The sequence below is a fragment of the Sphingomonas parva (ex Maeng et al. 2020) genome, assembly GCF_004564275.1.
In the GTDB taxonomy this organism is placed as follows: domain Bacteria; phylum Pseudomonadota; class Alphaproteobacteria; order Sphingomonadales; family Sphingomonadaceae; genus Allosphingosinicella; species Allosphingosinicella parva.
Genome location: NZ_SPDV01000011.1, coordinates 73,381 through 85,998, shown reverse-complemented (window position 1 = coordinate 85,998; position 12,618 = coordinate 73,381). Strand labels below are relative to the sequence as shown.

15 protein-coding genes are annotated in these 12,618 nt (G+C 66.9%); 5 read left to right on the top strand and 10 right to left on the bottom strand.

The features are described from left to right. Positions 1-339: PAS domain S-box protein (locus tag E2493_RS07710; protein WP_135085381.1), on the bottom strand; the 339-nt coding region annotated here is incomplete at its 3' end. 402 nt (positions 340-741) lie between these two features. Here E2493_RS07710 and E2493_RS07705 point away from each other — a divergent pair. Beyond that, the gene (locus E2493_RS07705) at positions 742-1,305 is read left to right on the top strand and encodes an outer membrane protein (protein WP_135085379.1); all 564 of its coding nucleotides are present in this window, start codon (positions 742-744) and stop codon (positions 1,303-1,305) included. A 134-nt stretch (positions 1,306-1,439) separates the two neighbouring features. On the opposite strand, the gene E2493_RS21150 is transcribed toward E2493_RS07705, so the two are convergent. The 8 genes from E2493_RS21150 to E2493_RS07670 form a co-directional block, all read right to left on the bottom strand. Further along, positions 1,440-1,577, bottom strand: a complete 138-nt coding sequence (locus E2493_RS21150; protein WP_167737440.1) for a hypothetical protein — start codon at positions 1,575-1,577, stop codon at positions 1,440-1,442. A 79-nt stretch (positions 1,578-1,656) separates the two neighbouring features. After that, positions 1,657-2,448, bottom strand: coding sequence for an NTP transferase domain-containing protein (locus tag E2493_RS07700; protein WP_135085377.1), 792 nt, complete (start codon positions 2,446-2,448; stop codon positions 1,657-1,659). A gap of 89 nt (positions 2,449-2,537) precedes the next feature. Then, the gene (gene rpoN, locus E2493_RS07695) at positions 2,538-4,064 is read right to left on the bottom strand and encodes an RNA polymerase factor sigma-54 (RefSeq protein WP_135085375.1); all 1,527 of its coding nucleotides are present in this window, start codon (positions 4,062-4,064) and stop codon (positions 2,538-2,540) included. A 2-nt stretch (positions 4,065-4,066) separates the two neighbouring features. After that, complete coding sequence (gene lptB, locus E2493_RS07690; protein ID WP_135085373.1) at positions 4,067-4,846, bottom strand: LPS export ABC transporter ATP-binding protein; 780 nt, start codon at positions 4,844-4,846, stop codon at positions 4,067-4,069. 165 nt (positions 4,847-5,011) lie between these two features. Beyond that, positions 5,012-5,536: an LptA/OstA family protein gene (locus E2493_RS07685; RefSeq protein WP_135085370.1), complete on the bottom strand. Its 525-nt coding sequence runs from the start codon at positions 5,534-5,536 to the stop codon at positions 5,012-5,014. 5 nt (positions 5,537-5,541) lie between these two features. Beyond that, positions 5,542-6,180 (bottom strand): LPS export ABC transporter periplasmic protein LptC, encoded by a 639-nt coding sequence (lptC, locus tag E2493_RS07680; protein WP_135085368.1) that lies wholly within the window; start codon positions 6,178-6,180, stop codon positions 5,542-5,544. Positions 6,181-6,200: 20 nt separating this feature from the next. Beyond that, positions 6,201-6,818, bottom strand: coding sequence for a ribonuclease D (locus E2493_RS07675; protein ID WP_135085366.1), 618 nt, complete (start codon positions 6,816-6,818; stop codon positions 6,201-6,203). Positions 6,819-6,870: 52 nt separating this feature from the next. Then, entirely contained in the window at positions 6,871-7,671 is an 801-nt protein-coding gene (locus E2493_RS07670; protein WP_135085364.1) for a TerC family protein, read from the bottom strand. Positions 7,672-7,911: 240 nt separating this feature from the next. On the opposite strand from E2493_RS07670, the gene E2493_RS22175 reads away from it, so the two are divergent. Beyond that, positions 7,912-8,742: a cold-shock protein gene (locus E2493_RS22175; RefSeq protein WP_135085408.1), complete on the top strand. Its 831-nt coding sequence runs from the start codon at positions 7,912-7,914 to the stop codon at positions 8,740-8,742. A gap of 202 nt (positions 8,743-8,944) precedes the next feature. Here E2493_RS22175 and pyrC read toward each other — a convergent pair whose 3' ends face one another. Next, a complete protein-coding gene (gene pyrC / locus E2493_RS07660; RefSeq protein ID WP_135085362.1) occupies positions 8,945-9,988 on the bottom strand; it encodes a dihydroorotase in 1,044 nt (347 codons plus the stop codon). 56 nt (positions 9,989-10,044) lie between these two features. On the opposite strand from pyrC, the gene ygfZ reads away from it, so the two are divergent. The 3 genes from ygfZ (at position 10,045) to E2493_RS07645 (ending at position 12,500) form a co-directional block, all read left to right on the top strand. Continuing rightward, entirely contained in the window at positions 10,045-10,758 is a 714-nt protein-coding gene (ygfZ, locus tag E2493_RS07655) for a CAF17-like 4Fe-4S cluster assembly/insertion protein YgfZ (protein ID WP_135085360.1), read from the top strand. Positions 10,759-10,830: 72 nt separating this feature from the next. Beyond that, a complete protein-coding gene (locus E2493_RS07650; RefSeq protein ID WP_135085358.1) occupies positions 10,831-11,742 on the top strand; it encodes a sulfite exporter TauE/SafE family protein in 912 nt (303 codons plus the stop codon). Beyond that, on the top strand, positions 11,739-12,500 hold the full coding sequence (locus E2493_RS07645; protein ID WP_135085356.1) for a TIGR02186 family protein: 762 nt from the start codon (positions 11,739-11,741) through the stop codon (positions 12,498-12,500). The genes E2493_RS07650 and E2493_RS07645 overlap by 4 nt, the downstream gene beginning before the upstream one ends. The last annotated feature ends 118 nt before the right edge of the window (positions 12,501-12,618 follow it).

Genomic DNA, 12,618 nt, shown 5'->3' with positions numbered 1-12,618 from the left:
CGCGCCCTCGATCTCGAGGCCGGTGATCGTCACCTCCAGCGGAACCACCGCGCCGCCGCGCGCGATGCCCTCCACCTCGACGCGGATGGCGCCCGGGGTGCTCCGTTCTCCCTGGATGAAGCGCAGCAGCCGCTGCCGCTCGGCCTCGCGAGCCGGATCGGGCACGATGAAGCTTTCAATCGAGCGGCCGATCATGTCCTCGCGCGCGTAGCCGAAGGCAGCCTCGGCAGCCGGATTGAACTCGAGGATCAGCCCGCGCGCATCGATCATCAGAATCGCGTTGAGCGACGATTCGATCACCGTCTCCAGCGCACAGGGTATCGCAACGTCGCGAGGCAACCGACTTCTCCCCCAAGAAGCTCCTTGGCGCGGCCTATAGCATGGCCGGCTCGGAGGAGCAGCATCCAAGTGTAACAATCGAAACAAAAAAGGCTCTTGCGTGGCATCCGCCTGAAACAGCCGGCGGCGAAAAGCACCGGGTCAGCCGCGAGGTTGCGCCACGAAGGAGACTATTCATGTATTACATTGAGAAGGCGACGCTTCGCTATCTCCTGGTTGCCGCGGTCGCTCTCGGCTGCAGCGCCAGCGTTCTCAGCGGCACGCTCACGGTGATGAGCGTTGCCGCCAGCTGAAGCTGAGGATGGCCGGACCCCAGGGGAAGCCGGCCCTGCATCACCAACATCGTCAACGACAAACAAGAAGGCGCCGTCGCAGGGGCGGCGATCGAAAGGGAGCACTCACGTGAAGAAGTACGTTTTCATTATGCTGGCGGGCAGCGCCGTCCTTGTCGCCACTCCGGCGGCCGCGGAAGGGTTCCGCGCCGAGGTCCACGGCGGCTGGGATCACGCCTCCGCCGACGGTGACGGCGAGAGCGGCATCACCTACGGTATCGGCCTCGGCTACGACTTGCCGGTCGGCGAGAAGATGACCGTCGGTCTCGACCTCAGCGCCGATCTGAACACGATGGAAGAGTGCGAGACCAGCGTCGTGGTCGCCAATGACCGCGCCTGCCTCGACGCCGGCCGCGACCTCGCGGCGGCGGTGCGCCTCGGCTACAAGGTCAGCGACAAGGGCACGCTCTACGCTCTGGCCGGATACACCAACGCCCGCTTCCGCTTCGCCTATACGACGCCGGCCGGAGTCACGACCAGCGACGGCGAGAACCTCGACGGCTTCCGCCTCGGCGCCGGCTATCAGCACGCGATCGGCGAGAAGGTCTACGGCAAGGTCGAGTATCGCTACTCGAATTACGAGAACGACGTGACGCGCCACCAGGTGCTGCTCGGCGTCGGCGTTAACTTCTGACCCCGGGGGGGTCGGGCCGGGCACTTCGCCCGGCCCATCACCCCCGAACAAGCTTCCCGCAGTGAGCGGGAGACTGCGGCTCCGGCGGATGTCCCCTCGCCGGAGCCGCTATGCATTTCCGGGTGCGCGCCCGATCAGCGATGGCCGCCGTGGCCGGAGTTCTGATTGCCGGTGCGGCTGTCCTCGTTGCGGTTGTCGCGCTGCTTCTGATCGCCGCCCTTGTCTTCTTTCTGCCACTGGTCGAAATCGCCCTTCTTCTTGTCGTCGGTCATGATCCGTCTCCATCAGGTGCGGAGTGCGACAACCGGCGGGCGGCGGGTTCGTTGCTCGCGCGCGGGCGGGCCGAGCAGGCTATGCGGCGTCCCGCGCCAGAATTTCCTCGGCGACACGGTAGGTGCGCTCGTTGTCGACGTCGATGGCGAGGCGGCCATCACGCATCACGAGGGGCTTCAGCCTGACCCGGAAGCGGCGCGAGAAGTGTCGGAACATGCCTTCGATCGTCACCAGACCGGAGAGGTAGAGGAAGAGCGTGGTGAGACCGAGCGCCCGCACCGCATCTTTCTTACGCTTGGCGAACTGGCCGCCGTAGCGGAAGCTCTCGGTCGCCTTCAGCGCCCGATCACTGCGGAGCCAGAACAGGTTGCAGTTGGAATAGCCGCCGCCGCGGAATTTGTAGAAGCGGCGCTGGCCATCGGGATGCGCGGCCATGATGTCTTCCCGCTCGGCCAGCATGACGATCGCATCGGCATCGCCCCTGACGCCCTCCGCGACGATCGCATGCAGCCCTTCGGCCGTCATCAGCACATTGTCGGCGGTGGTGATCAGCAGCGGGAAGCCGGTGGTCTCGCTCGCCGCGACGACGCTGTCGACGATGTGGTGCTGGGCCTCGACCGGGGTGAGCCGCCCGGCGGCGTGCAGCCGCTTGACCGTCGGCTCATCCGCGATAACGGCGAAATCCTCGACGGAGACGAACAGCGGCGCCTCCGGGAACGCTTCGTCGGCGATGCGCAGCACCCGGCCGACCATCGCCTCGCCGCGCACCGGCACCAGGCATTTGTGGCTGACCCCCAGCTTCGCGGCGAGCGGGTCGAGCGTGGACGAGCGGCGCCCGGCGAGTACGAGGATCCTGGGCTGGGCTGTCATACGCGCGTGTACCTGCAGTGAGAGTGCGGGCGCGATATAGCGGCGGCGGCGGCGACGCAATCGCACGCCGGGGCAAGACCGTCAGCGGCTCAGCGCCACCCGCTCGCCTCGCGCGGGCGCTCGGCGCCAAGCGCCTTCTGCCGGCGGCGCTGGACCGAGGATCCGATGCCCATTGCCTCGCGATATTTGGCGACGGTGCGGCGGGCGATGTCGAAGCCCTTGGCGCGCAGCAGATCGACCAGTTGATCGTCGGACAGAATCGCGTCCGCCCTCTCCGCGGTGATCAGCGCCTTCAGCTGGCTCTTCACCGCCTCGGCCGAGACCGCGTCGCCGCCGTCGGCGCTCTGGATGCCGCTGGTGAAGAAATATTTGAGCTCGAACAGGCCGCGATCGCAGGAGAGGTATTTGTTCGAGGTGACGCGGCTCACCGTCGATTCGTGCATGCCGATTGCCTCGGCCACCGTCTTCAGCGTCAGCGGCCGGAGGTGAGAGACGCCGTTGCGGAAGAAGCCGTCCTGTTGCTTCACGATCTCGCTCGACACCTTGACGATCGTGCGGGCGCGCTGATCGAGCGCCTTGGTCAGCCAATTGGCGCTGGCCAGGCATTCAGACAGCCACGCCTTCGACTGGCGATCCTGCGCCTCGCCCGAAAGCTCGACATAATAGCTGCGATTGACCAGCAGCCGCGGCAGGGTCGCGCCGTTCAGCTCGACGGCCCAACCGCCGGCGCGACGGGCCACGAAGACATCGGGAACCACCGCGTCGACCCGGTCGTGGCCGAAGCGGCAGCCGGGCTTGGGATCGTAGGCGCGCAGCTCCCGGATCATGTCCGCGAGATCCTCATCGTCGACACCGCAGATGCGCCTGAGAGCTGCGAGATTGCCCTTGGCGAGATAATCGAGATTGTCGATCAGCCGCGCCATGGCCGGATCGTAGCGATCGGCGTCCCTGGCCTGGAGCGCGAGGCATTCGGAGAGGGAGCGCGCGGCGACCCCGGGCGGATCCAGCGCCTGGACGACGGCCAGCACCCGTTCGACATCGCCCAGCGGCGCGCCGAGACGGTGCGCGATGTCGAGCAGAGAAGCGAAGAAATAGCCCGTCTCCTCGATCTGCTCGATGATCGCCTGCGCGATCAGCAGGTCGCCGGCGGACAGTCGCTCACCCGCCTGGGCAAGGAGGTGCTCGTGCAGCGAAGGCGCCTCGCTGGCGAAGCTGTCGAAATCGGGCCCCTCGCCCGCCTCGCCCGATCCGCCGCCGATCCCCTCGAGGCCGAGGCCGCCGTCGAGTCCGCCGCGATCCGAGGCGCTGTCCTGGTGAAGGTTCTCATTGTCGAGATCGATGTCGAGCGCCGCCTCGCCGCCGCCCGAGGCGAGCAGCTCGTCGACCGTCTCGGGCTCGTCCCGGTCGACCGCGGGCGCCTCGCCCGTGTCGGCGGGATCGGTGCGGTCGTCATCGCCCCCCGCGCTCTCGAGCAGCGGATTCTTCTCGAGTTCCTCGGCGATGAAGCTCTCGATCTCGAGGTTCGACAGCGCCAGCAGGCGGATGGCCTGCTGGAGCTGGGGAGTCATCACCAGCGACTGGCTTTGCCTGAGATCGAGGCGCGGCCCGAGCGCCATGGCTAGAGCTCGAAGCTCTCGCCGAGATAGAGGCGCCGCACGTTGGGATCCGCGACCAGCGCCTCCGGGCTGCCGGCGAACAGCACCTGACCATCGTAGATGATGCAGGCGCGATCGACGATGTCGAGCGTCTCGCGGACGTTGTGATCGGTGATCAGCACGCCGATGTCGCGCTTCTTCAGCTCCTTCACAAGATCGCGAATGTCGGAGATCGAGATCGGATCGATGCCGGCGAACGGCTCGTCGAGCAGCATGATGGACGGATTGGCTGCGAGTGCGCGGGCGATCTCGCAGCGGCGCCGCTCGCCGCCGGACAGCGCCATCGCCGGCGCGTCGCGCAAGTGCCCGATGTGGAACTCCTCGAGAAGTTGCTCGAGCCGCTCGCGCCGTGCCTTGCGGTCACGCTCGGCGACCTCGAGCACCGCCATGATGTTCTGCGCGACGGTGAGGCCGCGGAAGATCGACGTCTCCTGCGGCAGATATCCGAGACCCAGGATCGCGCGGCGATACATCGGGAGACCGGTGATGTCCTCTCCATCGAGGATGATGCGACCGCTGTCGGGCCGGACGAGACCCATTACCGAGTAGAAGCAGGTCGTCTTGCCGGCGCCGTTGGGGCCGAGCAGGCCGACGACCTCACCTCGATCGACGCCGAGCGAGACGTCCTTCAGCACGACCTTGCGATCGTAGCTCTTGGCGATGGAGACGACCGAGAGCCCGCGCGACGGATCGGCCGCATAAGCGGACCCTTCCGGTCGTTCGATCAGGCTGGCGTCGTTCATGGCGTCCTACTTTTCTGCTCAAAGACTTAGGCGAAGCGGCCCGCGGCCTCAACCGACAAGCACGTTCCTGCCTGTCGCGGGACGCGGAAAAGCGCCGGGCCGTTGCCCGCCCGCCTCAGGCGATCGCCGTGCAGGCCCCGCCCGATCCCACCGAGCCTCCGGTCTTCAGTCGTTGCGCTGCGGAACCGTGAAAGTGCCGGTGACGCGTCCGGAATGCTGCGACACGCCCGCCGGCGCGCCGCCATCGATGACTGCCGTGCCGTCGCGCAGATTGATGACGAGGCGGCCGCCGTTCACCCGGCTGTCGCCGCGGATCAGCGAGACCCCGCCGATCAGCGTGATCAGCCGGCTGTCGATATCGTAGATCGCATATTGGCCGGTGGCCGTCTCGGAGGGGCTGCGAACGGTGACGCCGCCGCTCGCGTCGATACGATCGATCTCGATGCCGCCGGCATTGGAATAGGCGACCGTCAGCCGCGGCGCGTTCAGCGTCAGCTCGGCCTGCTTGACGACGACGTTACCCGAAAAGATCGCGCGATCGGCGCGGTCCTGCACCTCGATGCGATCGGCAGCGACGTCCACCGGGGCATTGCTGTTGTGGCCCTTTAACGCCGAGGTCTGGCTCATGGCCGGAGCAAGCGCGACGATCGCCGCCGCCGTGGCGCCAAAAGCGAGAAGGAAGGTCTTCATGCGGGTCATCTGAGCGCCCCCTGCTCGATATGCAAGCGCGCCCTTCCGCTAAGCACGACCTTGCGCGACGGGAGATCGGCGGTCATCTCCTGCGCAGTGAAACGACCGAGCGGCATCTGCCCCTCGACGCCCTTGCTGCTTCCCAGCCGATGGGTGTTGAGATCGACGAGGACGTCGCTCGTCTCCAGCCGGTAGCCGTCGGCCGCCGTGATCAGAATCGGCCCGAGCACATCGACCTTCTGCGCGTCCATGTCGTAGCGGCCCTTCGGCGCCTGGATCCGAGCCGGCCCGTCCGCCAGCTGGATGCTGGCCGCCATTCCGTCGATGTCGACGACCGGCTCGGACGAGGTCGCCTGCAGCGCCTTGTCCGCGTTGATCGTGAACGGACGGCCCTGATTGTCCTGCCCGCGATATTGCGCCGACTGAACCTTCAGCCGCTCGCCGGCGACGTCGACCTTGTTCTTGTCGAGAAGGAAGCTGATCTCGCGATTCTTGCTGAGCGGCGAGAGCAGGAGATAGGCAAGGAGCACCCCGACACCGGCCGGTAGCAGGACCTTCAGCAGCTTCACGACGACGTCGTGGAGCCCGCCGGGCGCCGCCCAGCTTCGCTTCACCCGCCGTTCCGGATCGGCTGCCTCAGTCATTTCGCAGTGCGATGCTCCACTCAGATATGAGCAAAGATGTCCACTTCCGGCCAACCTGCAAGGTCCAGGCGGGCGCGGTGGGGCAGAAAATCGAAGCATGCGCGGGCGAGCTCGCTGCGGCCTTCCCGCTCGAGCCGCTCGTCGAGCTTCTCGCGCAGCTGGTGCAGGAAACGCACGTCCGACGCCGCATATTCCTTCTGAGCGTCCGAAAGCTCGGGCGCGCCCCAGTCCGACGATTGCTGCTGCTTCGAGATGTCGATGGCGAGCAGCTCGCGGATCAGCTCCTTGAGGCCGTGGCGATCGGTATAGGTGCGCACGAGCCGCGAGGCGGTCTTGGTGCAATAGACCGGCTCCGCCATGACGCCGAGATACGCTTCCATGATGGCAAGGTCGAAGCGCGCAAAGTGATAGAGCTTGAGCCGCTCCGGATCGCGCAGCACCGCCTTCAGATTGGGGGCGGAATAATCGCTGTTCGGGCCGAAGCGGACGAGATGCTCGTCGCCGCCGCCGTCGGAAATTTGGACGACGCATAGCCGATCGCGGCCGGGGTGGAGCCCCATCGCTTCGGTGTCGACGGCCACGGGACCGGGAGCGAGGACGCCCTCCGGAAGGTCTTCTTCGTGAAAATGAACTGCCATGCCGCCGACTTAGTGCGTCAACGCCCGGCGCCCGGACAACCGGCGCCTCAGCTCAAGGGACGGTGGTGTCCGCTTCCCCCGCCGCTTTGGCCTTGCGGCGCCGGGCGAAGATGTTGAGCATCTCCACCCCGGCAGAGAAGGCCATCGCCGCATAGATATAGCCCTTGGGGACATGAACTCCGAAGCCGTCCGCGATCAGCACGGCGCCGATCATCAGCAGGAAGCCGAGCGCCAGCATCACCACCGTCGGATTCTTGTGGATGAAGTTGGCGAGCGGATCGGCCGCGACCAGCATTACCCCCACGGCGATGACCACCGCCACCATCATGATCGCAACATGCTCGGTCATGCCGACGGCGGTAAGGATCGAATCGATCGAGAAGACGATGTCCAGCATGAGGATCTGGACGATCGCGGCGCCGAAGCCGAGCGTGCCCTTTGCGGTGTCGAAGACGTCGCCGGTCGGCGTCGGGTCGACATTGTGGTGGATCTCCTTGGTCGCCTTCCAGACCAGGAACAGGCCGCCGGCGATGAGGATCAGATCGCGCCAGGAGAATTGAGTCTCGAACGACGGTTCGCCGTGGGCGCCGACAGCGCCGCTGATGCCGAGATCGAACACCGGCGCCTTCAGACCGACGATCCAGGCGATCGAGAAGAGCAGGCCGAGGCGCATGATCAGGGCAAGGCTGATGCCGATACGCCGCGCCTTCTGCCGCTGCGCCTCCGGGAGCTTGTTGGAAAGGATGGAAATAAAGATCAGATTGTCGATTCCGAGCACCACCTCCATCACCACCAAGGTGATGAGCGCGGCCCATGCGGCCGGATCGGCGATCAGAGCAGAAATCCCGTCCATGTTCGTTCCCGTTCGTCGTTGCGCGGTTCCGCCGTTTGCACGAACCGGAGGCGCGCGGCCAGCCCCGAGACATGCCGCGACACCGAGAGGGACGCCTCAGCCGAATCCGCTCGCCCGAAGCCCGATTTTGAGTTATTAGAGTCGACGGTGCGCCGAAATTGGCGCCAAAGACCTTTGCGCGAGCAGCCCAGCGCGGTGGTTCTGGTGGAGAATTTGGGGCGCTGGAAAGTATTAGACGGCATGGGTTTTGACAGAGGGCGCCGCGGTGAGCGCGGTGGGCGCGGTAAAGACAAGCGCGACGGTTTCGGCGGCGACGACTTCTACGGCAGCGGCGGCGGCGGCGGTTTCGATGACCGTGGCGGCTTCGGCGGCGGCGGACGCGGCGGCTTCGGCGGCGGCGGCGGCAACTATGGCGATCGCGGCGGCTTCGGCGGCGGCGGTGGCGGCGGCTACGGTGGCGGCGGCGGCGGTTTCCGCGGCGGCGGTGGCGGCTTCGGCGGCGGTGGTGGCGGCTTCGGCGGCGGCCGTGGCGGCGGAATGCCCCCCCAGGTGGTTGGCCAGGGCAAGGGCGTCGTCAAATTCTTCAACGCCCAGAAGGGCTTCGGCTTCATCGTCCGTGACGATGGCGGCGAGGACGTCTTCGTGCACATTTCCGCGGTCGAGCAGGCCGGCCTCACCGGTCTCGCCGACGGCCAGCCGCTCGAGTTCACCCTGGTCGATCGGGGCGGCCGCATCTCGGCCACCGACCTCAAGATCGAGGGCGAGCCGATGCCGGTCCAGGAGCGCGCACCGCGCGAGCCGCGGGCGCCCGGCGCGGCCGGCGGCTTCGGAGGCGGACCGCAGCGTCAGCTGACCGGTGAAAAGGCCCAGGGAACCGTCAAGTTCTTCAACGCGATGAAGGGCTTTGGCTTCATCAGCCGCGACGACGGACAGCCGGACGCCTTCGTGCACATTTCGGCCGTCGAGCGCGCCGGAATGAGCAGCCTCAATGAGGGTGATCGGGTCGAGTTCGAGCTGGAAATCGATCGCCGCGGCAAGACCGCCGCGGTGAATCTCCAGCCGCTCCAGTAAGCCGACCGGCAAAAAAAACGGGCCCGGCCGCTCGCAGAGCGCGCCGGGCCTTTTTTGTGCCTGCCCGGATGGGCAGTTCATCCTGGGAGAATCAGCCTCGCCAAGCTGGCGGGAATGCACGCGCGAGCCACTTTATTGCGCCCGGCGGACGCACTCAGCTTTCCCTGACCCGCGCACCGTTGCCGAGAAGGCTCCCCGCGCGTCAGGCCGCGCCGACGTAGCGCCAGGGGAGGGTCTCGCCCGCGTGGAAGGGGACGAGATGGGTTCCTGCCGCCTCGATTCTCTCGGGCACATCGACCGCGGCCCGTTCCAGCGCGATCCACTCCTCGTTGAGCGGCAGGCCGTAGAAGCGCGGGCCGTTCTCGGAGGCGAAGGCTTCGAGCCGATCGATCGCGCCTTCTTCTTCGAACGCTTTGGCATAGCTTTCGATGGCGAACGGCGCGTTGAAGATGCCGGCGCAGCCGCAGCCCGATTCCTTGCGCTCGATCGCGTGAGGGGCGCTGTCCGTGCCGAGGAAGAATTTCGGCGAGCCGGAGGTCGCGGCCCGCCTCACGGCGAGACGATGCTCCTCGCGCTTGGCGACGGGCAAGCAATAGGCATGGGGGCGCAGGCCTCCTGCGAACAGGGCGTTTCGATTGATGTGGAGATGCTGCGGCGTCACCGTCGCCGCGACGTTCGGACCCGCGGCCATCACGAACTCCGCGGCTTCGGCGGTGGTGATGTGCTCGAACACCATCTTCAATTCGGGGAAATCGCGCACCAGGCCGGCAAAGACACGATCGATGAACATCTTCTCCCGGTCGAAGACGTCGACCGCGGGATCGGTGACCTCGCCGTGGATCAGCAGAGGCATGCCGATGCGCTGCATCGTCGCGAGGACCGGATGGATGTTGCGGACATCGGTGACGCCGTGGGCGCTGTTGGTCGTCGCATTGGCGGGATAGAGCTTGGCGGCGGTGAAGATGCCGGCGGCATGGCCCTCCGCCACCGCCCTCGGATCGGCGTCGTCGGTGAGGTAGAGCGTCATCAGCGGCGTGAAGCCGGCGCTGCCCGGGGCAGCCAGGATCCGCTCGCGATAGGCGGCGGCGGCGGGCGTGGTGACCGGCGGCACCAGGTTCGGCATGACGATCGCCCGCGCGAACTGGCGCGCACTGTAGCCGGCGACCACTTCCAGCATATCTCCGTCCCGCAGGTGAACGTGCCAATCATCGGGGCGGCGAAGGATCAGGCGGGTTGGGGCGGTCATCGGGCGGCCTCGTGCACGGGCTTGGGATTCGGTGCGGGCGTGCCTATCAGGGGCAAATGGCTGCGACCACCCTATCCGACCGAGCCCTCCTCCGCCTCTCCGGCGACGACGTGCGAGGCTTTCTCCAGGGCCTGGTGACCAACGACACCGCCCTTCTCGCGCCCGGCCACCCGCTTTGGGCGGGCTTGCTCAGCCCGCAGGGAAAGGCGCTGTTCGACTTCCTGCTCTGGGCGAAGGGCGAGGACGTGCTGATCGACTGCGAGAGCGAGGTGATCGACGAACTGGCGCGCCGCCTCACCCTCTACCGGCTGCGCCGCAGGATCGCGATCGCGCGCGACGAGACCCTTTCCGTCCATTGGAGCATCGATCGTCGCGACGGCAGCCCGGACCCGCGCCTGCCGGCGCTCGGCCACCGCTGGCTGGCGCCCGCGGCGGCGCCGACGGAGGCATGGCGCGCCCATCGTCTCGGTCTCGGGGTCACCGAGGGACGGGCGGAGCTCGGATACGACAAGACGCTCTGGCTCGAATGCAACGCCGCCGAGCTCAACGGCGTGAGCTTCACCAAGGGCTGCTACGTCGGCCAGGAGAATACGGCTCGGATGAACTATCGGTCCAAAGTCAACCGGCGACTGGTGGTGGTTTCGGCCGAGAGCGCCGGCGAGCGCACCCGCGTCGTCTACCCCGAGCTCGGCCTTGCGGTCGAGCATCGCAGGATCGACGACCTCGGCGCGGCGCTGATGCCGGAGTGGCTGCAGGCGGCGCTCGCCTGATCCGCACCTTTCGTCGCCCCGATGTCCGATTTGCGGATGTTTTTTCGAGCGCCACCCTATTAGCGTGACCGCGTGGACATCTACCTTCCCGTCGCCGGGCTTTCGGTCAATGCATTGGTGATCATCGCCCTCGGTGGCGTGGTCGGGCTGCTGAGCGGCATGATCGGAGTGGGCGGCGGGTTCCTGACCACGCCGATCCTGATCTTCTACGGCATTCCGCCGGCCGTCGCGGTCGCTTCGGCCACCACCCAGATCACCGGCACCAGCGTCTCCGCAGTGCTCGCGCACCGTCGCCGCAAGGGTGTCGACTATCGGATGGGCGGCGTGATCATCGCCGGCGGCCTGTTGGGCGCCGCCGCCGGCGGCGCGATCTTCCGGCTGCTCCAGAACCTCGGCCAGATCGATACCGCGATCGCCATTCTCTACGTCGTGCTGCTCGGCAGCATCGGCATCTTGATGGCCAAGGAGGCGGGAACCGAGCTCGAGATCTTCCGCAAGAAGCCGGCGGCGCGGCCGGCGCGGCGCCACAATCCGGTGATTGCGATGCTGCCGTTGCGCTGGCGCTTCTATCGCTCCGGCCTGTACATCTCGCCGCTGGCCCCGCTCATTCTCGGGATGATCGGCGGCATGCTGACGGTCCTTCTCGGCGTCGGCGGTGGCTTCATCATGGTTCCGGCGATGATCTACATCCTGGGCATGTCGGCGCAGGTGGTGGTCGGCACCTCGCTGCTCCAGATCCTGTTCGTCACGGCCGCGACGACGATGATCCACGCGACCACGACCAAATCGGTCGATATCGTGCTCGCCGCCCTGCTCCTCGCCGGATCGGTGATCGGCGCGCAGGTCGGCGCCCGCTTCGCACAGCGTGTGAAACCCGAGTTGCTGCGCATGTTCCTGGCAATCGTCATCCTCGTCGTCGCGATCCGGATGGCGATCGGCCTCGGCTGGCGACCGGAGGAAATCTATACGGTGCAATTGCTGTGAGAGCCGCGCGCGCCCTTTTCGTCGCGCTGCTCGCGCCGCTGGCGATCGGCGCCACCGAGCCCAAGCTCGTCCCCGACGTCTCGCAGAGCCGGATCGAGATACGCTATTCGTTCACCGGGGCCGAGCTGTTGCTGTTCGGCGCGATCATCTACCCGGGCGGCCGGGCCCCGCGCGAAGGGACCGATATCGCCGTTGTGCTGAAGGGCCCCGTCCAGCCGCTCGTCGCCCGCGAGAAGCAGAAGGTGGCCGGCATCTGGATGAACGTCGAAAGCGCGCGCTTCCGGTCGGCGCCGTCCTTCTACGCCGTCGCTTCTTCCCGGCCGCTCTCGAAGCTGGTCGATGAGCGCACCTCGGCGATCTACGAGCTCGGACTCAACAACCTCCAGCTCTCGCCGGGCACAGGCGCGCCGCTCGACGTGCAGCGCCGCTTCGAGGCGGGGCTGATCGATCTTATGCGGCGGCACCAGCTTTACTTCGAGGATCCGGACGGGGTGAAGATCAGCGAGGGCGTGCTCTACCGCGCACGGATCAGCATCCCGGCCCGCGTCCCGGTCGGCGACTATACGGCCGAGACCTTCCTGATCCAGGACGGGCGAGTGATCGCAGGTGCGGTGCGCGAGGTCCGGATCGAGAAGCTCGGCTTCGAGCGTTTCGTCGCCACCGCGGCGGAGCGCTGGTCGTTCGCCTACGGGCTCACCGCCGTCTCGCTGTCGCTGCTGCTCGGCTGGGCCGGAAGCGCGATGTTCCGCCGCGGCTAGCGAAAAGGGCGAAAGCGCCCGAAAAGCAGTTGTTTACCCCTTCGGCGTTAGAGCGCTCGCTGAGAAGAACAGCGGAGCGTGCCCGACGCCATGACCGACATGATCCAGTTCAACAACT

Bases quoted from the DNA above. Each gene is read 5' to 3' on its own strand.
- E2493_RS21150 (WP_167737440.1), bottom strand. From the start codon at position 1,577: ATGACCGACGACAAGAAGAAGGGCGATTTCGACCAGTGGCAGAAAGAA.
- E2493_RS07700 (WP_135085377.1), bottom strand. From the start codon at position 2,448: ATGACAGCCCAGCCCAGGATCCTCGTACTCGCCGGGCGCCGCTCGTCC.
- rpoN (WP_135085375.1), bottom strand. From the start codon at position 4,064: ATGGCGCTCGGGCCGCGCCTCGATCTCAGGCAAAGCCAGTCGCTGGTG.
- lptB (WP_135085373.1), bottom strand. From the start codon at position 4,846: ATGAACGACGCCAGCCTGATCGAACGACCGGAAGGGTCCGCTTATGCG.
- E2493_RS07685 (WP_135085370.1), bottom strand. From the start codon at position 5,536: ATGAAGACCTTCCTTCTCGCTTTTGGCGCCACGGCGGCGGCGATCGTC.
- lptC (WP_135085368.1), bottom strand. From the start codon at position 6,180: ATGACTGAGGCAGCCGATCCGGAACGGCGGGTGAAGCGAAGCTGGGCG.
- E2493_RS07675 (WP_135085366.1), bottom strand. From the start codon at position 6,818: ATGGCAGTTCATTTTCACGAAGAAGACCTTCCGGAGGGCGTCCTCGCT.
- E2493_RS07670 (WP_135085364.1), bottom strand. From the start codon at position 7,671: ATGGACGGGATTTCTGCTCTGATCGCCGATCCGGCCGCATGGGCCGCG.
- E2493_RS22175 (WP_135085408.1), top strand. From the start codon at position 7,912: ATGGGTTTTGACAGAGGGCGCCGCGGTGAGCGCGGTGGGCGCGGTAAA.
- pyrC (WP_135085362.1), bottom strand. From the start codon at position 9,988: ATGACCGCCCCAACCCGCCTGATCCTTCGCCGCCCCGATGATTGGCAC.
- ygfZ (WP_135085360.1), top strand. From the start codon at position 10,045: ATGGCTGCGACCACCCTATCCGACCGAGCCCTCCTCCGCCTCTCCGGC.